19 protein-coding genes are annotated in these 20385 nt (G+C 69.6%); all 19 read right to left on the bottom strand.

Features of this window, described 5'->3' with window-relative positions:
* Nucleotides 1-353: aminotransferase class III-fold pyridoxal phosphate-dependent enzyme (locus BM175_RS18280; protein ID WP_139224699.1), on the bottom strand; the 353-nt coding region annotated here is incomplete at its 3' end.
* Nucleotides 354-407: 54 nt separating this feature from the next.
* Nucleotides 408-1127, bottom strand: coding sequence for a 5-oxoprolinase subunit PxpA (pxpA, locus tag BM175_RS18285; protein ID WP_090965616.1), 720 nt, complete (start codon nucleotides 1125-1127; stop codon nucleotides 408-410).
* A 9-nt stretch (nucleotides 1128-1136) separates the two neighbouring features.
* Complete coding sequence (locus BM175_RS18290; RefSeq protein WP_090965618.1) at nucleotides 1137-3482, bottom strand: xanthine dehydrogenase family protein molybdopterin-binding subunit; 2346 nt, start codon at nucleotides 3480-3482, stop codon at nucleotides 1137-1139.
* The gene (locus tag BM175_RS18295) at nucleotides 3475-3963 is read right to left on the bottom strand and encodes a (2Fe-2S)-binding protein (protein ID WP_090965620.1); all 489 of its coding nucleotides are present in this window, start codon (nucleotides 3961-3963) and stop codon (nucleotides 3475-3477) included. Before BM175_RS18295 ends, BM175_RS18290 begins: the two co-directional genes overlap by 8 nt.
* A complete protein-coding gene (locus BM175_RS18300; protein WP_090965622.1) occupies nucleotides 3960-4793 on the bottom strand; it encodes an FAD binding domain-containing protein in 834 nt (277 codons plus the stop codon). Before BM175_RS18300 ends, BM175_RS18295 begins: the two co-directional genes overlap by 4 nt.
* Before the next feature lie 116 nt (nucleotides 4794-4909).
* Nucleotides 4910-5923 carry an ABC transporter permease gene (locus tag BM175_RS18305; protein WP_244546070.1) on the bottom strand — a complete coding sequence of 338 codons (1014 nt, stop codon included), beginning with the start codon at nucleotides 5921-5923 and terminating at the stop codon, nucleotides 4910-4912.
* Nucleotides 5916-6911 (bottom strand): ABC transporter permease, encoded by a 996-nt coding sequence (locus tag BM175_RS18310; protein WP_090965626.1) that lies wholly within the window; start codon nucleotides 6909-6911, stop codon nucleotides 5916-5918. The genes BM175_RS18305 and BM175_RS18310 overlap by 8 nt, the downstream gene beginning before the upstream one ends.
* The gene (locus tag BM175_RS18315; protein WP_090965728.1) at nucleotides 6908-8449 is read right to left on the bottom strand and encodes a sugar ABC transporter ATP-binding protein; all 1542 of its coding nucleotides are present in this window, start codon (nucleotides 8447-8449) and stop codon (nucleotides 6908-6910) included. The genes BM175_RS18310 and BM175_RS18315 overlap by 4 nt, the downstream gene beginning before the upstream one ends.
* A gap of 24 nt (nucleotides 8450-8473) precedes the next feature.
* Complete coding sequence (gene torT / locus BM175_RS18320; RefSeq protein WP_090965628.1) at nucleotides 8474-9547, bottom strand: TMAO reductase system periplasmic protein TorT; 1074 nt, start codon at nucleotides 9545-9547, stop codon at nucleotides 8474-8476.
* A gap of 77 nt (nucleotides 9548-9624) precedes the next feature.
* A complete protein-coding gene (locus tag BM175_RS18325; protein ID WP_090965630.1) occupies nucleotides 9625-11586 on the bottom strand; it encodes a hydantoinase B/oxoprolinase family protein in 1962 nt (653 codons plus the stop codon).
* A 5-nt stretch (nucleotides 11587-11591) separates the two neighbouring features.
* Complete coding sequence (locus BM175_RS18330) at nucleotides 11592-13616, bottom strand: hydantoinase/oxoprolinase family protein (protein WP_090965632.1); 2025 nt, start codon at nucleotides 13614-13616, stop codon at nucleotides 11592-11594.
* A gap of 237 nt (nucleotides 13617-13853) precedes the next feature.
* The gene (locus BM175_RS18335) at nucleotides 13854-14810 is read right to left on the bottom strand and encodes an AraC-like ligand-binding domain-containing protein (protein ID WP_090965730.1); all 957 of its coding nucleotides are present in this window, start codon (nucleotides 14808-14810) and stop codon (nucleotides 13854-13856) included.
* Between the two features lie 441 nt (nucleotides 14811-15251).
* Complete coding sequence (locus BM175_RS18340) at nucleotides 15252-15971, bottom strand: class II aldolase/adducin family protein (RefSeq protein ID WP_090965634.1); 720 nt, start codon at nucleotides 15969-15971, stop codon at nucleotides 15252-15254.
* 87 nt (nucleotides 15972-16058) lie between these two features.
* A complete protein-coding gene (locus BM175_RS18345; RefSeq protein WP_090965636.1) occupies nucleotides 16059-16829 on the bottom strand; it encodes an IclR family transcriptional regulator in 771 nt (256 codons plus the stop codon).
* Nucleotides 16830-16858: 29 nt separating this feature from the next.
* A complete protein-coding gene (locus BM175_RS18350; RefSeq protein WP_055887409.1) occupies nucleotides 16859-17242 on the bottom strand; it encodes a RidA family protein in 384 nt (127 codons plus the stop codon).
* 19 nt (nucleotides 17243-17261) lie between these two features.
* Nucleotides 17262-18032 carry an amino acid ABC transporter ATP-binding protein gene (locus BM175_RS18355; protein WP_090965638.1) on the bottom strand — a complete coding sequence of 257 codons (771 nt, stop codon included), beginning with the start codon at nucleotides 18030-18032 and terminating at the stop codon, nucleotides 17262-17264.
* 11 nt (nucleotides 18033-18043) lie between these two features.
* A complete protein-coding gene (locus tag BM175_RS18360) occupies nucleotides 18044-18706 on the bottom strand; it encodes an amino acid ABC transporter permease (RefSeq protein WP_090965640.1) in 663 nt (220 codons plus the stop codon).
* 6 nt (nucleotides 18707-18712) lie between these two features.
* Nucleotides 18713-19375 carry an amino acid ABC transporter permease gene (locus BM175_RS18365; protein ID WP_090965642.1) on the bottom strand — a complete coding sequence of 221 codons (663 nt, stop codon included), beginning with the start codon at nucleotides 19373-19375 and terminating at the stop codon, nucleotides 18713-18715.
* 66 nt (nucleotides 19376-19441) lie between these two features.
* Entirely contained in the window at nucleotides 19442-20278 is an 837-nt protein-coding gene (locus tag BM175_RS18370; protein ID WP_425285291.1) for a transporter substrate-binding protein, read from the bottom strand.
* Nucleotides 20279-20385: the final 107 nt, after the last annotated feature.

Here is a 20385-nt window from a genome sequence, read left to right on the forward strand (position 1 = left end):
CCCGACGAGGTGAAGAAGGCGCGCGTCAGCGGCCCCGGCGTGATCTCGGCGAGCTTCTCGGCGAGGCGGATCGAGGGCTCGTTCGATTTGTGGGTGAACGTGTGGTAGTAGGGCAGCTTCAGCATCTGCTGGTAGGCCACGTCCGCCAGCCGCTTCTGCGAGAAGCCGGCGCCGACCGACCAGAGGCCGGCCAGCCCCTCGATGTACTCCTTGCCCTTGTCGTCGAAGACGCGGATGCCCTCGCCGCGCTGTATCACCATCGGCCCCTGCGCCTCGTGCGCGCGAAGGTTCGTGTTCGGATGCAAAGTGTGCGCCATGTCGGCCGCAGCCAGCGAGTTCGAAAGCGTGTCCATGGGGGTCACCGGGTTTCGGGTCGGAGGGGAAGGGCTAAGCGCTGCCGGGGCGCTTCAGCCGTGTTCGTCGATCACGCGCCGCAGCACGGCGGCGACGTCGCGGGCGTTGGGCGGGTCGGAATGCATGCACACGGTCTCGAAGCGGACCGGCCGCCGCGATCCGTCCGTCGTCTCGATCTGCCCCTCCAACAGGGCGCGGCGCATGCGCGCCTCGACGAGCGCAAGGTCGATCTCGCTCTGCACCCGCGGGATGAGGAGGCCGCCGTCCGGCCCGTAGGCAAGGTCGGGAAAGAACTCGCCCTGGAAGGGCACGCCGAACTCGGCCGCGGCCGTCTCGTGATGGGTCCCGGCGAGGCCGAAGAGCGGCACGCCGAAGGGCTGCACGGCGCGCGCGATGGCGCGTGCGGTCTCGATGTCGCGCGCTGCCATGCCGTAGACGATGCCATGCGGCTTGACGTGCGTGAGCGTGCCGCCCTCGGCGCGAAGGATGCCGGCGAGAGCCCCGATCTGGTAGAGGAAGGCGGCGGTGAGCTCGTCCGGTTGCAGCTTCATCTCGCGCCGGCCGAATCCCTCGCGGTCGGGCAGGGAGGGATGGGCGCCGACGCGCTTGCCGAGCCGGAGCGCGAGGCGCACCGTCCGCAGCATGGTTATCGGGTCCGAGGCGTGGAAGCCGCAGGCGATGTTGGCGCAGTCGATCCGGGGCATGATCCCCTCGTCGTCGCCGAAGCGCCAGTTGCCGTAGCTTTCGCCCATGTCGCAGTTCAGGGTAACCATACGAGGCTCTCAGGCGAGAATGTTGTCGTGGAAGTCGCGGGCAATGTGATCGAGTGCCGGTGCGGGCTCGCGGCCGTGCAGGAGCTTGAGGACACGCGGCGGCGTCAACGGCAGGCGCTGCACGGGCTTGCCCGTCGCGCGCGCGACCGCGCAGGCGATCGCCGCGCCGACGCCGAGGATCGGCACCTCGCCCGCGCCCTTGGTGCCGAGCGGCCCGATCGAGAACGCGCCCTCGAAGAGATCGACGGCGACCGGCACCGCGTCGCCCGCGAGCGGCACCCGGTAGGTCTCGAAACCGTCCTGCGCGATCCGCCCGTCCGCGGTGATCGTGACCTCCTCGTGGAGCGCATAGCCGAGCCCCTGCACGACGCCGCCCTGGACCTGCCCGAGGATGGCGCGCGGGTTGAGCGCCCGGCCGACGTCCTGCACCACGCGATAGGCCAGAACCTCGACATGGCCGGTGTCGGGGTCCACCGCGACCTCGGCCTCGTGCACCACGAAGACCGGAATATCGAGCGCGTCGATGAAGTGCCCCATCGCGCAGCCGGACATGGCCGGCGTTCCCGCCGCGGTGAAGGCGCCCGAGCCGCTGATCGGGCCGGTGGTCCAGTGCGCGTGGGCGACCACGGCCGCGATCGTGGTGCCCGAACCCGGCCGGCCGCGGATGGCGACGCGTCCCTGTTCGAGCACGAGGTCCTCGGGGCGCGACTGAAGCATCTCCGCGGCTGTTTTCAGGAGCTTCTCGCGCACCTCGGCACAGGCCGAGACGCTGGCCGCCCCGATCGAGACCGTGGTGCGCCCGCCGCCGACGCCGACATCGAGGCCCGCGGCGTCCGTGTCGGCCTCGCGCACCACGACCGAGGCCGGATCGAGCCCGAGCTCGCCCGCCACGATCTGCGGCAGCGCCTGCACCATGGTGCCGGACCCGATCTCGACGCCGGAGGTGACGAGCACCGCGCCGCCGTCCGTGTTGAGGTGGACCGTGGCGGCCGAGGGGCCGGTGAAGACGAACCAGGTGCCGACGACGGTCGCCATGCCGTAGAGACGGTCACCGGCCCGCGCCTCCGCCGTGCCGGTCCTGGCGCGCAGCGCCTCCATCCGGTCGATCATCGGGGTCAGCACGTCGCCCTCGAAGCGCTGGCCGGTGGCGCCGAGATCGCCGTCGCCGACGACGTTCTGCCGGCGGAATGCCAGCGGATCGAACCCGAGCGCCTCGCAGATCTCGTCGGTGTGCCGCTCCAGCGCGAACGTGTTGTAGACGCCGTTGCAGGCCCGGAAGGCGCCGTTCGGCGGCGTGTTGGTGTAGACCGCGCGGCTCGCGAGCCGCATCGCGCCGACGCGGTAGTTGCCGCCGAGCGTGTGGGCCGTCATCGTGGTCAGGAACACCTGCTCGCCGCCATAGGCCCCGCAGTCCATCAGGACCACGGCCTCGCGCCCGGCGATCTCGCCCTCTCGCGTCACTGCCGAGCGGATCACGATCTCGGCGTTCTCGCGGCAGAGGCAGGTCGCCATCTCCTCCTGGCGCGAGTTCTCAAGGACCACGCTGCGCCCGCTCATCCGGGCGAGAAGCGCGGTGATCGGCTCGATCGTCGCGTCGAACTTCAGACCGAAGCCGCCGCCGACGGGGGGAACGGTGACGCGCACCTGGCCCGGCCCGAGGCCGAGCGCCCGGCCGGTGACGCCGCGCACCGTCCAGGGCACCTGCGTCGAGGTCTGGATATGGGCGCGCCCATCCTCCCAGGCGCCGATGGCGACGCGCGGCTCGAAGGGCACATGGCTCTGCCGCCCGACGGTGAAGCGGCTCTCGATCACGCTCACGTCGTCCCGCGCGAAGGCGGCCTCAACGTCGCCACGGCTGGTGCGGGCCTCCCAGGCGACGTTGCCGGCGCGCGCGGCGCCCTCCGCAAGGACGTCGTAGTCGCGCCAGCCCTCGTGCACGAGCCGCGCGCCGGGCTCGAGCGCCTCGGCCATGGTGAGGACCGGGGGGAGCGGCTCGACCTCGAGGACGATCGCCGCGACGGCGGCACGCGCCTGCGCCGCCGTTTCGGCGGCGACGGCCGCGATCGGCTCGCCGTGGTAGCGGATCGCGTCGACGGCAAGGAGCGGGTGATCGGCGATGCCGATGCCGTAGAGGCCGGGCGCATCGCGACCCGTGGCAACGGCGCGCACCCCGGGCATGGCGAGCGCCGCGGAGACGTCGAGCCGCAGGATGCGGCCGGCCGGCACCTCGGCGCGCAGGAGCGCGGCATGGAGCGTGTCGGGGCTCACCCGGTCGATCGTGTATTTCGTGCGTCCGCGCAGCTTGTCGCCCGCGTCGCGCCGCGGCAGGTCCATGACGGCGGCCGGATCAGACATCGGAGCCTCCTGCGCCTGAGGCATTCGTCGGGGCGAGGCCCGCCAGCACCGCATCGACGATGCGCTCGTAGCCGGTGCAGCGGCAGATGTTGCCGGTCATCGCCGCTTTCACCTCGTCGCGGCTCGCGGGCGGCCGGTCGCGGAAGGCGGCCGACAGGCTCATGACCATGCCGGGAAAGCACATGCCGCACTGGACGACGTCGGCGGCCTCGAAGGCGGCCTGAAGCGGATGGGCGGCACCCGGCGGGACGAGCCCCTCGATCGTGGTGACGCGCCGGCCGGCCAGTCCGGCCATCGGAACGAGGCAGGACATGCGCGCCTCGCCGTCGACATGGACGGTGCAGGCGCCGCAGAAGCCCTCGCGGCAGACGGCCTTGGTGCCGGTCAGGAAGCGCTCGCCGCGCAGGACGTCGACGAGCGGGGTGAGCGGATCGCCGGCAAAGCCGCAGGGCTCGCCGTTCAGCTCGAAACGAACGCTCATGGCCGGGCCTCCAACGCGTCCAGCGCTCGCTTCACCAGCGCGGGCAGGACGGTGACGCGATACCAGCCCTCGGCCTCGACGCCGTCGCGGCCCTCGAAATCCATATGCGCGGCGGCAAGACGCGCGCCCTCGTCGGGCGAGACCGGCCGAGCGCCGATCGCCGCCTCCAGCGCCGTCCAGCGACGCGCGACGGGTTCGACCGAGCCGACCGCGATGCGCAGCGTACAGTCGGCCCGGCGCGCGATGGAGACGATCGCCACCGGATAGTCGCCGGCCTTTCTGAGGGGCAGGCGGGCATGGGCGCTCATGACGGCCTCGCGCGGCAGGTGGACGCGGGTGAGGATGGCGTCGGCAAGATGCGCCGGTCGATCGACGAGGAACGCGTCGAGGGGCAGGCGCCGCGGGCCGCCGCTCGCGGCCAGTTCGACCTCGGCGCCCTGCGCCAGCAGCGCCGGGGCGAGGTCGGCGGCAGGGAAATCGGCGGTCGCCAGATTGCCGCCGAGCGTCGCGGCATGGCGGATCGCCGGGTTGGCGGAACCCGACGCCGCGGCGACGACGCCCTCGAGGCCCGAAAGTCCTCTCAGCGCGCTCGCGACCGCCGCATGGCTGAGGCCGGCGCCGAGCGTGACGGCGCTGTCGGTGACCATCACTTCGGTGAGCGCGGGGATGCGGTCGAGAAGGACGACGGAGGCGGGCAGGGGATCGCCCCGCCGCTCGGCGCGCATCATCCAGGTTCCGCCCCCCATGACGCTCGCGCCCCGAGCCAGCGCCTCGATCGCACCGTCGAGACTGTCGGCGAAGACGACATGCCGCTGCGGCGTGTTCAACATGGCGGGGCCCCTTTCGTCCGCTTCCGTCCTAGGCGTCGCCTTCGACTGTGCGCCGGGGGCATTGCCCTTGTGAAATACGACTTCCTTGATTGGCTTATCGAAAAAACCGAAAACGCTTAGCGTCCGGACAGGCGCGCCCGGTCCAGGACCACGCCAAGGATCACGATGACCCCGAGCACGATCATCTGTACGTAGCCGTCGATGCGCGTCAGGTTCATGCCGTTCGACAGGATGGTGACGAAGAGCGCGCCGAGCACCGCCGTGCCGACACCGCCGCGCCCGCCGGCAAGGCTCGTGCCGCCGACCACGGCCGCCGCGATCGCCTGGAGCGAGAGCGAGCCGCCGAGGTTCGGCTCGCCCGATCCGGTGCGCGCCGTCATCATCAGGGCGCCGAGGGCGGCAAGGCCTGAGCACAGGAGATAGGCGAGGGCGAGGATGCGCTTCACCGGCAGGCCCGCGACGGCGGCCGCGCGCGGATTGGTGCCGACGAGATAGAGCGAGCGACCGAACACGGTGCCGGTCAGCACGAGATGGAGAAGAAGCGCGACGAGGATCGCGATCGCGATCGCCGCCGGCACGCCGAAGACGCTGCCGCGGTAGAGGACGTCGGAGAAGAGGTCCGGCACGCCCTGGACCGGCCGCCCGCCGGAGATCGTCGTCGCGACGCCGATCGCGATGTTGTAGGAGCCCAGCGTCGCGACGAAGGGGCTGACGCCGAGGAACGCGACGACGATGCCGTTGAAGGCGCCGGCGGCCAGGCCGATGCCGAGGCCCGCCGCGAGGCCGAGGGCGAGCACCGCGACCGGCGACAGGCCGGCCGCCGCCGCGGCCGCCAGCGCCATGGCGGAGGCGACGGAGACCATCGAGACCGTCGGACCGAGCGACAGGTCGAAACCGCGCGTCAGGATCACCACGGTCTGCGCCATCGCGAAGAGCGCGAGGTAGCTCGTCTGCTGCGCGACGTTGAGAAGATTGGCGAGGCCGAGCACCCGCGCATCGACCGCCGAGAAGCCGAGGAGGAGGACGACGAGGGCGATCGGCAAAGCCGCCTGCCAGAGCCGCTGCCGCAGCGTCGGGGCGTTGGACGGGGCGGCCATCGCGAGGGCCGGCGGGCTTGATGCGTCAGACACGCGGCTTTCTCCGTCGTCCGAGTTCCTCGACCGCCACCGCCGCCACCATGATGAGCCCAAGGAACACCGGCTGCAGGCGGGCGTCGACATGAAGGAGGTTGAGCGCGTTGCCGAGCGTCGTCAGGAACAGCGCCGACAGGGCGACGATCTCGACCCGGCCGACGCCGCCGCGCAGCGACACGCCGCCGATCACGGCCGCCGCGATCGACTGCAGCATCATCCGGTCGCCGCCGAAGCTCGCCTGGCCGGAGCCGACGAGCGCCGTGTAGAGGATGCCGGCACCCGCCGCGAAGACGCCCGACAGCGCATAGGTGCCGACGACATGGCGTCCGATCGAGACGCCCGACACGACGGCGGCGTCCGGATTGCCGCCGATCGCATGGACATAGCGCCCGAACAGCGTGCGCCGCTGCACGAAGACCATGACGAGGAGGACCGCGAGCGCGATGAAGACGGCGTAGGGCAGGCCGAAGGCCTGTCCGCGGCCGAAGCCTTTCACGAAGCCGTCTGGCATGCCGTAGACGGGGATGCCGCTCGTGATCATCAGCCCGACGCCGGCCGTGGCCGACATGGTGCCGAGCGTGACCACGAAGCCGGACACCTTGAGGCGCGAGACGCACAGGCCGTTGACGAGGCCCACAACGAGCCCCGAGCCGAGGCCGGCCGCCACGCCGATCGCGATGATCGCCGCATCGTTTCCGGGAAGGATGCCGGCCGCCCATCCCATGACCTTGGCGGTGACGACGCTTGCCAGCGCCACCACGGCGCCGACCGACAGGTCGAAGCCACCGGCGATGATGACGATCGCCTGGCCGAGCGCCACGATCGTCAGGAAGGAGGCGTTGCGCAGGATGTTGAGGACGTTGGCGGGCCCGTAGAACTGCGGCGAGACCAGCGACATGGCGACGACGAGGAGAAGGAGCGCGATCGGCAGCATGCCGATGCGAAGGGTGAGGCCGCCGGGGCGGCGGGCGGCGATCGCGCTCATGCGGCCGCTCCCGCGCGCTGCTCGCGGAAGAAGCTCGCAAGGACGTTGGTCTCGGTCTTGTCGGGGCCCTCGAGTTCGGCGGCGATCCGGCCGTGGTGCATGACGTAGAGCCGGTTCGACAGGGCCAGCACCTCCGGCAGTTCGGACGACACGACCACCACCGCAGCCCCGGCTTCCACGAGACGCTTCATGAAGTCGTAGACCTCGAGCTTGGCGCCGACGTCGATGCCGACGCTCGGCTCGTCGAAGAGGAAGACCGTCAGCTCGCGCGTCAGGGCGCGGCCGAGCATCACCTTCTGCCGGTTGCCGCCGGACAGGTTGCCGACCGCCCGCTCGATGCCCGCCGGACGCAGCTTCAGCCGCTCCATGATCGGGCCGACCAGCGCCCGCTCGGCCCGGCGCTTCAGGATGCCGGCGCGCGCGAAGCGCGGCAGGTCGAGCGCCGTCATAGAGGCGTTCTCGCGGATCGGCCGCGACAGGGCGAGGCCCTCGGCGACGCGATTGGCGGGAAAGTAGGCGGCGCCGCGGCGCAGGCTCGCGCGCGGGGAGGGGGGATCATAGGGCTTGCCATGCAGGCGGATGCGACCGCCCGCGATCGGCTCGAGCCCGTAGACCGCACGCACCAACTCCGACTTGCCGCAGCCGACGAGCCCGGCGATCCCGGTGATCTCGCCGGCCCGCGCGTGGAAGTTGACGCCGGCCACCGTGCCGTCCGCGGTGGACAGGTTCTCCACATCGAGCGCCATCGCGCCGGGCGCGTGGGTGATGGCGGGAAACAGGACGTCGATGCGACGCCCGGTCATCAGCTCGACGAGTTCGCCGTCGGTCACGGTTGCGGCATCCAGCGTCTTGATGTGCCGGCCGTCGCGCAGCACCGTGACGCGGTCCGCGAGCGCGCGGATCTCGCGCATGCGGTGCGATACGTAGATGATCCCGACGCCCTCGCGCTTCAGCCGCGCGATCAGCTCGAAGAGCCGTCCCGTCTCGCGCTCGGTGAGCGAGGCGGTGGGCTCGTCGAGGATGAGGAGCCTCACGTTGCCGAGGAGGGCTTTCGCGATCTCGGCCATCTGCTGGTGGGCGCGCGACAGGTCGTCGACCCGCGCGCCCGGATCGAGATCGAAGCCGAGCTCGTCGATCAGTTCGCGCGCGCGCCGGCGCATGGCGCCCGACTTCAGGACGCCGGCGCTCGACGCCTCGCGGCCGAGGAAGAGGTTTTCCTCGACCGTGAGGCTCGGCACCAGCGAGAATTCCTGGAACACCGGGCTGATGCCGATCTGGCGCGCCCGCTGCGGAGAGAGACGGCCGATCTCCTCGCCGTTGAAGCGAAAGGAGCCGGCGTCGGGCGGGAAGGTGCCGGAGATGACGTTGATCAGCGTCGACTTGCCCGCACCGTTCTCGCCGAAGAGGACATGGAGCTCGCCCGCGCGCACGTCGAGATCGACGCCATCGAGCGCGAGGACGCCCGTGAAGCGCTTGGTGATGCCGGACAGGCGGAGCAGGGGCTCCGCGTGTCCGGCGGGCGCGGGGGCTCGCTCCATGCCGTTCTCCATGTTGCGCGGGTCCTACTTCGCCTTGACCGAATAGACCGGGGTCCAGTCGGCGGGGGCGAGGACGAGGTCCATCTTGACGTTCGGCACCGTGGTCTTGTCGATGACGGCGGCTTCCGGCTGGACGAGCTTGACCACCGGCTTCTTCTCGATGAGGCGGATCGCCTGGTCGATGCCGATCGCGCCCTCGCCGACGGGATACTGGGTGGCGAAGGCCAGGATGTCGCCGCGGTTCAGCGCGTCGAGCATCGCCTGGTTCTCGTAGGAGGAGATGATCTTCATGTCGGTGCGGCCAGCCTCGGCGACGGCGCCGATCGCGGCCTCCGCCGTCGGCGCGGTGCCCCAGATGACGTTCATGTCGGGATAGGTCTGGAGCGCGTCCTGGATCAGCTGGAGCTGGACAGCGACGCCGGAGTCGCCGAACTTCTCGTCGAGGATCTTGACGTTGGGGTTGCCGGCGACCTCCTTCTTGAAGCCCTCGTTGAAGCTTTCCGCCCACCCTGAGCCCGCAGGGCCGGGGAAGGTGACGACGTTCGCCGTCTCGTCGGCCCCGAGGCTCGCCAGAAGCCCCTTGGCGGTCACCCCGCCCATCGCCGCGAAGTCGACGAAGTTGGCGGCCGGCAGCTTCTCGATCGGCACCGGATTGACGACACCGACCACCGGCACGCCCTTGGCCTTCGCCTCGTCGAACTTCTGCGCAAGGCCCGCGCCGGAGATCGCGCCGACGATGATGGCGTCCGCACCGCTCGCGAGGCAGTCGTCGAACTGCGAGAGCTGGCGCGGCAGGTTCTCGTAGCCGCCCGCCTCGTAGAGCGTCATGTTCACGTTGGCGGCCTCGGCCTGTTTCACGACGCCGTAGGCGACCGCGACCCAGAAGCTGTCCTTCATGTGCGGGAAGAGGACGCAGAGATTGTAGGGCTTCTCGGCCTTGCCCACCGGCGTGTACTCGGCCGGGGTCGGCGTGCCGGAGGAGGAATCGAAGATCTTCATCGGGAACCAGTTCTCCTGCGCCGAGGCGGGGGAGAGCGCGGCGAGCGACAGGCCGGTCGCAAGCCCGAGTGCGCGGGTCATGGCTTGAAAAGGCGTCATGGCATCGATCCTTCAGGCTTCGGGAGGAGAGAGGGAGGAACGGGGTCGTCCGGCCGCGTCCGTTCGGGCATGTCTCGTCAGGCGGCGGCCCACTTGGCGACGGAGCGGCGCTCGAAGCTCTCGCGGAACTGCCGGGTGGATTCGGGCAGGAGCTCGCCCGTGCCCCAGTGGAGGATCACGGCGTGGCGGCGGATCACGTCCATCATGTCGATCTCGCCGGCCTGGAACCTGCCGGCGACCGCTTCGGGGTCCTCCCGGGCCCATTCGACGCGGCTCTTGGCGATCTCGGCGCGGAGGGCTTGCGTGCCGGCTTCGTCGATCTCGTACTCGCAGAGTTCGGCGTCGATCGTCCGGATCACGACGCCGTAATCCTTGGCGGCGCGCTCCACCGACACGTAGTCGTCGACGACGTCCTCGAGGACATGGGCGGGATCGCGCTTCAAGGGGTCGCCGAAGCCGCCCCCGCCCCCGGTGGGCCGCCAGAAGTGGTCGCCCTCCTTGAGCGATACGTCGGAGAAGATCGTGCCGAGGCGGACGGTCTCGTCTGTGCCGACCCGCTTCAGCGTCAGTCCGTGCGGGATCGAAGGCAGGCCCCCTTCGATGCCCCAGACGATCGCCCGCTCGCGGTCGCAGATGTAGGAGATCACCGTGTCCTCGGACTGCAGCATCTTGGAGCCCTTGAGGACGCCGACGCCGCCGCGCCATTCGCCGGGACCGGCGGAATCGGTCTGGATCTGGCACTCGGTCATCAGGATCGGCGTCGTGCGCTCCTGGCCCTCGATCGGCTGCGCCATCATGCCGGTGCCGAAGCACGAGGTGGTGACGTTGGCGCCGTCCTTGCCGTTGCGCCCGCCCCAGCCGCCCGGCAGCCAGTCGTAGAACATGAAGATCGGCTTGTCGGGGGAGCGGGCGTCGCGCCCGCCGGTCAGGAGATATTCGAGGTTGAAGGTGCAGGCGAGCGCGCGCTCGGGCATCAGTTCCGACCACATCTCGTAGATCGAGTTCATGATCTTCTCGAAGGGCATCAGGAAGCCGGTGACCGCCACCGGCCACTTGGCGTCGACGATCGAGCCTTCGGGCACCGTCAGCTCAAAGGCGCGGTAGAAGCCGGAATTGAGCGGGAGGTCGGGGAAGAAGGTCTTCATGCCGGCCGCGACCGCCGAGAAGGTCGCGCCGAAGGCCGAGTTGTAGATCGAGGCGATGGTCGGGTGGCTGCCCGAGAAGTCGTAATAGGCCTTATCCCCACGGATCGTCATCTTGATGCGGATCGGGATCATGCCCTCGCCGCCGGCCGGGTCGCGGTCGATGTAGTCGACCGTCTCCCAGGTGCCGTCGGGAAGCGCGGCGATGCGCTGGCGCACGGCGCGCTCGACATAGTCCTGCACTTCGGCAAGGCCCGTCTTCACGGTCTCGCGCCCGTACTTCTCGACGAGGCGCAGGATCTCGCGCGCGCAGACGGCGGTCCCTTGAGCCTGCGCCTGGATGTCGCCGATGATCGAGGCCGGATCGCGCGTGTTCGACGCGATCATGTTGGCGACGTCGCGCCGGAACACGCCCTTGTCGTAGAGCCGGACCGGCGTGATGCGCAGGCCCTCGCGGAACATGTCGCGCGCCGTGACGTCGAAGGAGCCCGGCACCGAGCCGCCCATGTCCGACCAGTGGCCGTTGGACTGGGCATAGGCGATGATCTCGCCGCCCGAGAAGATCGGCCGGATGAGGCGCACGTCCGAGAAATGCGTGCCGCCGGCATAGGGGTCGTTGATGGCGAAGACGTCGCCGTCGTGCATGTCGCCCTCGAAGGCGCGCATGACGTCCTTGCAGGTGAAGTGCAGGGTGCCGACGTGGACGGCGATGTCCTGGTTGCCCTGCGCCGCGCATTCGCCGTCGGCATCGTGCAGCGCCGAGGAGAAGTCGTGGTTGTAGATCACGAAGGAGTAGCAGGTCCGCAGCACCTGCTCGCCCATCTGGTCGACGCTGGTGATGAAGGAGTTCTTGAGGACCTCGAAGGTCACGGGGTCGAGCGTCTGTTCGCTGGCCATCTCGTTCAGCCCTTCACGTGGATGATGATGTTCAGATACTTGTCGACCTCGGCGAGCGAGCCCGGCGGCACAACGACGGTCGAGTCCACCTGCTCGACGATCGCCGGACCCCGGAACGAGAAGCCGCAGGGCAGGTCGTCGCGCTGGAAGACCGGCGTGTCGTGCGGTGCGTTGTCGAACCAGACGGTGCGGCGCGACACGGGATCGGGGGTCTCGCCCGTCGGCTCGTGGACGGCGAGTTCGGCCTTCGGCACGACGCCGATCGCCTTGACGTTGACGCGGAAGAAGGAGACCGGCGCGTCGTCGCGGCGGAAGTTGTATTCGCGCTGGTGTTCGCGGTGGAAGTCGGCGACCAGCGCCTCGATCGAGGTGATCGGGCTCGGCACGGAGACGGCGAGCGAGCGCCACTGTCCGCGATACATCATGTCGATCGAGCGCTGGAGGACGATGTCCGTCTCCGCGACGCCCTCGTGCGTCAGCCGGTCGAGGGCCTCGCGCTCGATCCGGGCAAAGCGCGCCTCGATATCGGTGGGCTCGGCCTCGGTGCCCTCCACCATGCAGTTTTCCGAAAAATCGTGCTGCATGTCGACGAGGAGGCAGCCGAGCGCCGAGGTGACGCCGGGGTTCGGCGGGACGATCACGGCGGGGATCGCGAGCTCGCGCGCGACGTCCACCCCGTGCAGCGCGCCGGCCCCGCCGAAGGCGACGAGGGCGAAGTCTCGCGGGTCGTAGCCGCGGCTGATCGAGATCAGGCGCACGGCGTCCGACATGTTGGCGTTGGCGACGCGCAGGATCGCATCCGACGCTTCCTCGGCCGACAGGCCGAAGGGCTTGGCGACGCCGTCCTCGACGGCTTCGCGGGCGAGGGCGGGATCGAGTTGCACCTTGCCGCCGGCAAGACTTGTGCCGAGGCGCCCGAGCGTGACGTTGGCATCGGTGTTGGTCGGCTGGCGGTTGCCGTTGCCGTAGCAGGCGGGACCGGGGAAGGCGCCGGCCGACTGCGGGCCGTTGCGAAGCGATCCCGCCTCGTCGGTCCAGGCAAGCGAGCCGCCGCCGGCCCCGATCGTCAGCACCTCGATCGAGGAGAAGCGGATGGGGTAGCCGAACTCGATGTACCAGTCTTTGGTGACACGCGACTGGCCCTCGTAGGCGAGCGAGACGTCGGTGGACGTGCCGCCCATGTCGAGGCCGATCGAGTTCGGGAAGCCGCAGAGCGAGGCGATGTGGCGGGACGCGATGGCGCCCGCCGCGATGCCTGAGCCCGCAAGCCGCGCGGCATAGTCCTTGACGGAGGCCGGCGTCATCACGCCGCCGCCGGTGTGGAGAAGGAGGAGGTCGCGGGTGTAGCCGCCCGACGCCAGTTCCTCGCCGAGCCGCGTCGTGTAGCTGACGACGACCGGCGAGACGGCGGCGTTGGCGACCGTGGTCGAGAAGCGCTCGTGCTCGAAGATCTCCGGCAGCACCTGCGAGGAGATCGAGACCGGCACGTCGGGCATGGCCTCGAGCAGGATCTCGCGCATGCGGCGCTCGTGGTCGCCGTTCAGGTAGGCGTTCATGAAGCAGACCGCGATCGCCTCGACGCCGCGCTTCTTGAGAATGCGCGCGACCTCGCGGGCGGCCGCCTCGTCCAGCGGCTCGACGACCTTGCCGGCGCTGTCGACGCGCTCGGGCACCGTGAGCCGGTCGCGGCGCGGGATGTAGGGCTTCACGACGTCCTTGTAGACGTCCCAGAGGTCTTCCTTGTTGGCGCGGCGGATCTCGAGGACGTCGCGGAAGCCAGCGCTGCAGACCATCGCGGTGCGTGGCAGGCGGCGGGTGATCAGCGCGTTGGTCGCGACGGTGGTGCCGTGGCTGAAGAGCGCCACCTTGGACAGATCGATGCCGGCCTTGCCGACGCCGCCAAGGATCCCCTCGATCGGGTCCTTGGTGGACGACGTCTTCTCGATGCGGATGAGGCCGGTGTCCTCGTCCATGATGCAGATGTCGGTGAAGGTGCCGCCGACATCGACGGCGACGCGAAGATTCTGCAAGGCGGCCCATCCCCAAGGCTTCGACCGTTCGTGTCGGCACAGGCGTGCCCGATGGCGCGGCGGATCGGTGCGATCCGCGCCCGTTCGACAAGGGCGGTCGGTGGTTTTTCGAAAGGTTGCCGGGGGATTAAAGGGGCTTTCGCCCGACCGCTCTTGTCGGAGAGCGCATCAGTCCTTGTGCCTGAGAGCATCGGCCGCACAAAGCTTGGGCGTCTTTGTGCGTTGCACTATCGCCGATCAGCCCTTCAGCGCGGTCGCCCTTGCCTGGCTCGGACTGCAGCCGAACTGGGCGCGGTAGTTGCGGCTGAACTGCGCCTGATCGCCGAAGCCCCATTCGTAGGCGATCTCGGAAATCGCGCGGCGCCCGTTCTGCGGGTCCCGCAGGAGCGCGTCGCACATCAGGAGGCGCTGGGTACGGATATGGGCGCAGACCGTCGTGCCCTCCGCCTCGAAGAGATGGTGAAGGTAGCGCAGCGAGATGCCGCAGCCGTCCGCGATGCGCTGCGGTGACAGATCGGTCTCGCGCAGGTGCGAACGGATGAAGTGCTCGGCGCGATGAAGGTGAGCGTTGCGCACTGAAGAGGACGAGCCCGACAGGACGCGCTGGTCGGCCTCCACCGCCATGGCGAGGAGATCGACGAGATGGGCGCCCATCAGGCCGCGCGCCGCCTCGTCCATCTCGTCGAGGCGCGGCGCGGTCATCCGCAGCATGTCGACGAAGAGGGCGCCGACCGAGCGGCTCGCGTCGAACTGGAGCGTCGCCAGCCGCTCGGGCCGGGGGATGCGCGAGCGAAGGAGCGCGCTCGGCACCTTCATCACCCAGAGCGCGGCCCGCTCGCGATGGCTGAACTCGTAGGGCAGGTGGCTGCGCTCGATCAGGAACTGGCCGGGCCGGCAGGTGACGTCCTGGTTGTCCTGCGCGAAGCGGATCTCGGCGATGTCGGGCACCGTGATCAGGTAGCTTTCCTCGCGCTCCGAGACGAGGTGACGCTCCTGCCGCCGGTAGAGCAGCCCGTCGCAGTGGTTGCGCGAGATCGAGACCTGGCCGAGCGACCAGAAGTCGAGGTCGCCGGAAAACTCCTGCGCGTTGCGGAACTGGATATCGAGCGGGAAGTAGGTGCGCGAGACCGCGTCCTGCCAGAACTGCTTGCGCTGGCCGCCCGGGGCCTGATCGGTGGAATAGGTCAATCGCATCGCACGCATCCCCATCCGGTTCCAGCCGGCCCCGCGGTCCGGAGGCGGCCAGTTCATCACCATTCGCGCGGCGTTTGAAGACCCCACGCGGCAAATGCCCGTTCAGGATCGCAAAGCAGGAAGCGTGCCAAATCAAGGTGATGGCGGGCGAGACGAGCGAAAAGCCCGGCGATGCAGGCGATATATCATATGACGGCGTGGCATCGGGGCGCTGGCGCCTCCGCCTCTGCGCACCGTCCGCCGGGGCGCGTTGCCCACGATCGCATCAAGGGGCGTGATTCGAGGGCAGGGGTTCGCGGGACGGTCATGCACCCGGCGGCAGGGCGCGGGGTTCTCGCACGGCAAGGGATGACGAAACCCCGATCCCGATGGCGCCGGGACCACGCGGCGGGCCCACCGGCTCCGGCCCGCCGCGCTCGTCGTGGAGGGGGCTCGCGCCCCTCAGGCCTTCGCTGCCGGGCGATCGTCGCCGGCCGTTGCGCTCGGCGTGTCGTTCACCCCGTCGAGATCTGGGGCCTGGCCGTAGCTCATGTTCTTCATCTGCTGGATGACGCGCGCCATCTCGTCGTCGGGGAGGACCGGCGGCTCGCCGAGGATGCGCGCCTGGACATAGAGGCGCGACAGCGTCTCGACCTCGATCGCCAGCGCCAGCGCGCCCGCCATGGTGCGCCCGAGCGCGATCTGCCCGTGCTGGCCGAGAAGGCAGGCCATCCGGTCCTCCAAGGCTTCCAGCGCGGCGTCCGACAGCGCCTGCGTCCCGAAGGTCGCATAGCGCGAGCAGCGGATCGTCGAGCCGCCGGCGACCGCGGTCATGTAGTGGAAGCTCGGGATCTCCTTGTGGTGGACGGCGAGCGTCGTGGCGTAGACGGAATGGCAGTGGAGGACGCAGTCGACGTCGGGGCGGGCGGCGAGGATGTCGCGGTGGAAGCGCCATTCCGACGACGGGCGCCGGGGGCCTTCGTAGCGGCCGTCGAAGTGCATCTGTACGAGGTCGCCCGGCTGCATGAGATCGTAGGGCAGCGAGGTCGGGGTGACGAGGAAGCCCGCCGCGTTGCGCACCGACAGGTTGCCCGCGGTGCCCTGGTTGATGCCGCTCTCGTTCATGCGGCGGCAGATTGCGACCATCTCCTCGCGAAGGGCGTCGTCGGTTCGAAGGGTCATGAGGCGTCTCCCGGGGCTTGGCGAAGGTTGCATCAGGGCCTACACCGCCCGAGCGTCCGTCGCCAGCGGCGCGCGCCGCCCGGCAGATCAGGCGAAGAAGGGTTCGAGCGACACCGCGGCCGCGCCGAGCCGAGCCAGATAGTCGGCATGGTTGCGCAGGGCATCGGCCTTCGGCGCGACGAGGCAGAGCGTCGCCGCCGCCGTGCCGTCCGGCCGGCGGATCGGCACGGCGAAGCAGTGGGTGTAGCTGTCGACGATGGAATCGAAGGTGAAATAGCCGTCCGCGACGGCCTTGTGGGCCTGCCGCGCGAACTCGGCCGGTGCGAGCCAGTCGCCCGAGGGGAGCCGGAAGTCCGCCGGCGGCACGAAGGCGCGGATCTCGTCCTCGCCGAGATGGCCAAGGAGCAGGCGGCCGGACGCCGTCCAGGGAATGGGCGTGCGCTCGCCGACGCTCGACGAGATGCGGAAGGGCCGCGAGCCCTCGCGCATCATGGCGACCGTGTACTTGTTGCCGTCGAGGAGGCAGAACTGGGCGGTCTCCTGCGTCTCCGCCGCGAGACGGTCGAGCACCATCGTCACGCGGCTCGGCATGTCGGAGTGGTGGCCGTAGGCCTGCCCGTAGAGGAACAGGCGACGGCCGAGGAAGACGCGCCCCTCGGCGTCGGCGGCTTCCAGGACATCGAGCTTCACGAGCGCCGCGACGATCTCGTAGATCGTCGACCGCGGCGCGCCCATCGCGGCCGCGATCTCGTTGGGGCGGAGCGGACGGCCCGCCTCGCGCAGGGCGTCGAGGATGTCGAAGGCCCGGTCGAGCCCGCGCGCCCGGCGGTTGACGGTCTCCTCCACGCGCGTGTCCATGTCGTCTCCGATGCTCGGGCCCTCGCGGCTTATTTCCGCTTGAAGGCGACGCAGTCAATCTCGACCTTGCAGTCGACCATCATCGACGACTGCACGCAGGCCCGCGCCGGCGGGGTCGCGCCGAAATATTCGGCATAGACGCCGTTGAAGCTCCAGAAGTCCCGAGGGTCGTCGAGCCAGACGCCGACGCGCACGACGTCCTCCAGGCCGTAGCCCGCCTCGGTGAGGATGGCGATGACGTTCTCCATGGTCTTCTTCGTCTGCTGGACGATGCCGCCCGGCACGATCTCGCCGTTCTCCATGGCCACCTGGCCGGACACGTAAAGCCAGCCGTCGGCTTCTACCGCGCGGGCAAAGGGCAGCGGCTTGCCGCCGGCGCCGGTCTCGCCGGCACCATAGCGCTTGAGGGTCATGCGTGCGTGTCCTGTTCTGTCAGTTGAAGCGGGAAGACTGGAGGAAGGCGGCGAGGCGCTCGGTCCTGGGGGACGCGAACATCTCGCGCGGGTCCCCCTCCTCGCCGATGCGCCCGCCGTTCATGAAGATGACGCGGCTCGACACCTCGTAGGCGAAGCGCATCTCGTGGGTGACGAGGAGCATGGTCATCCCGTCCTCGGCGAGCGAGCGCACGACGGCAAGCACCTCGGCCACGAGCTCGGGGTCGAGCGCGGAGGTCACCTCGTCGAACAGCATCAGGCGCGGGCTCATGGCGATGGCGCGCGCGATCGCCACGCGTTGCTGCTGGCCGCCGGAAAGCTTCGCCGGATACTGGTCCTTGCGCGCCAGGAGGCCGACGCGGTCGAGCCAGGTCTCGCCGAGCGCGCGTGCCTCGTCCCGCCCCATCCGGCGCACCAGCGTCAGACCGAGCGTGACGTTCTCGAGCGCGGTCATGTGCGGGAAGAGGTTGAACTGCTGGAAGGCCATGCCGGTCAGCGCGCGCTGGCGGGCGATCTCCCGCTCGCTCTTGCGCCGACGCTGGCCGCCCTCGGTGGAGAAGCCGATCTCCTCGCCGTCGATGCGGATCGAGCCGCCCTCGAACTCCTCCAGCATGTTGACGCAGCGCAGCATGGTCGTCTTGCCGGAACCCGACGAGCCGATGATCGAGATCACCTCGCCCGAGCGCACGTCGCAGTCGACCCCTTTCAGGACCTCGAGCGGGCCGTAGCTCTTGCGAAGGTCCCGGATTTCCAGAAGGTTCGCGGTCATCGGGGCGCCTTTCACGCGACGCTCACGCGGCGCTCGACATATCGGCCGAGACGCTCAATGGCGAAATTGACGAGGAAGTAGAGAAGGCCGGCGAGGAGATAGAACTCGAGGCTGTGGAAGGCGCGGCTGATGACCTCCTGCGTGCGCAGGAGAAGCTCGGCGACGCCGATCACCGAGAGGAGCGTCGAGGCCTTCACCATCTCGGCCGCCGTGTTGATCAGCGGCGGCAGGGCGAGGCGCAGCGCCTGCGGCCCCAGCACGTAGCGGAAGGTCTGGCCGAAGGTGAGGCCGATCGCCTTGGCCGCCTCGGTCTGGCCCTTGTGCACCGTCTGCAGGGCGCCGCGCGTGATCTCGCCGACATGCGAGGCGCAGAACAGCGTCAGCGCGAGGACGCCGGCCTGGAAGGCCGAGAGGTCGAGCCCGACGGTGCCGAGGATGTAGAAGCTCGCGAGGACCAGGACGAGGACGGGCGTGCCGCGGATCACGTCGGTATAGATGCGCGCGAGGAGGCGCACGGCGCGGTTGCCGTAGGTCAGCGTGAGGCCGAGAAGGGTTCCGATGACGGTGCCGCCCAGAATGGCGAGCGCCGAGATGGCGACCGTGGTGCCGAGGCCGTAGAGGAGCGGCCAGCGCGCCAGCCAGACGATCTCGAGGAAGGTGGGAGGAGCGGTCACGGGGGCTTACCTCGACACGGCGAGCCGCGCCTCGACGCGGCGCAGGAGGGCGGCGAGGATCGAGCAGGTCGCGATGTAGAGCCCGCTCGCCACGATCCACGTCTCGATGACGCGGAAGGTCTCGACGTTGATCTTGCGCGCTTCGAAGGTGAGTTCGGGCACGGCGATCGCGGCGGCGAGCGAGGTGTCCTTGAAGAGGCCGATGAAGGTCGAGCCCAGCGCCGGCAGGACGGCGCGCAGCATCACCGGCAGGACGATGCGGCGACGGATCTGCCCCTCGGTCAGGCCGATCGCGAGCCCCGCCTCGCGCAGGCCCTTGGGCACGCCGAGGAGGCCGCCGCGGAACACCTCGGCAAGGTAGGCCGCGGAGTAGAGGGCGAGCGCGAGGACGAACGAGCTCTGCTTCGACAGGCGAAGACCGAGCTGGGGCAGCGCGAAGAACGAGAACAGGACGATCACGAGAAGCGGCAGGTTGCGGAACAGCGTCACGTAGGCGCCCGCCGGCATCCGCAGCGCCCGCGACCGGCTGACCCGGCCGAAGGCGAGCACGAGCCCGAGGGCGCAGCCGATGCCGATCGCGACGACCGCGAGACCGAGGCTGAGGCCGAGCCCCCACAGGAGGTCGTCGAAGTTCCGCCAGACGGCGTCGAAGTTGAGGGTGTATCCCATCGGGATCGCTCGTTTGGGGCGTGGGGCGCGAGGCGGTCCGGGCGCAGTGGCCCGGACCGCCGGATATCACTTGAACTCGACCGGGAAGCCGATCGCCGGGGGCGGCAGATCCTTGCCGAACCACTTCTTGAACGAGGCGGCATAGGTGTCGAACTCGACGCCGGTCATCGCCTCGTGCAGCGCGGTATTGACGAAGTTCAACCAGTCCTGGTCACCCTTGGCGACGGCACAGGCATAGGTCTGCGGGCTCCAGCCGTAGCCGGCGTCCTTGTACTGGCCGGGGTTCTGCGTGACGTACCAGGCGATCGAGGACTGGTCGGTGGCCGCGGCATCCGCGCGGCCGGACTGGAGCGCCTGATAGAGGAGGTCCTGCGCCTCGTACTGGTCGACGGTCGCCTCCGGCAGCGCCTTGTGGACGAGCTCCTCGGCGTAGACGTTCTGGAGGACCGCGATGGTGACCGACGAGCCGGCGGCCTTCAGCGCGTTGTAGTCGGCATACTGGCCGCCCTCCTTCAGCATCAGGCCGACGCCCTCGCGGTAGTAGGGGATGGTGAAGTTGACCTGCTGGGCGCGTTCGCCGGTCACGGTCATGAACTGGCAGGTCATGTCGACCTTGCCCGTGGTGATGTTGGGGATGCGGGCGTCCGACGACTGGTTGACGAACTCGACCTTCTCCGCGTCGCCGAAGAGCGCCTTGGCGACGATCTTGGCCACGTCGACGTCGAAGCCCTGCAGCGTGTCGGACGCGTCCTTGAAATGCCAGGGCGCGTTGGTCGAGCCGGTGCCGACCACGAGCGTGCCGCGCGCCAGAACGTCGTCGAGCTTGGCGGCCTCGGCGCCCGCGGGGAGGAGTGCGGCGCACGCCGTCGCCGTGAGCCCCAGAACTACAGCCTTCACACCCATTGCCATTCCCTCCAGAGCTGATGTCCGTTGTAATGAACATTTGACCGCAACAGCGGATTGCCTTATCAGTGGACATGCCTCGATATTTGTCAACAGGCTTGCGGGAG

Source organism: Aureimonas phyllosphaerae (genome assembly GCF_900113065.1).
Lineage (GTDB): Bacteria > Pseudomonadota > Alphaproteobacteria > Rhizobiales > Rhizobiaceae > Aureimonas > Aureimonas phyllosphaerae.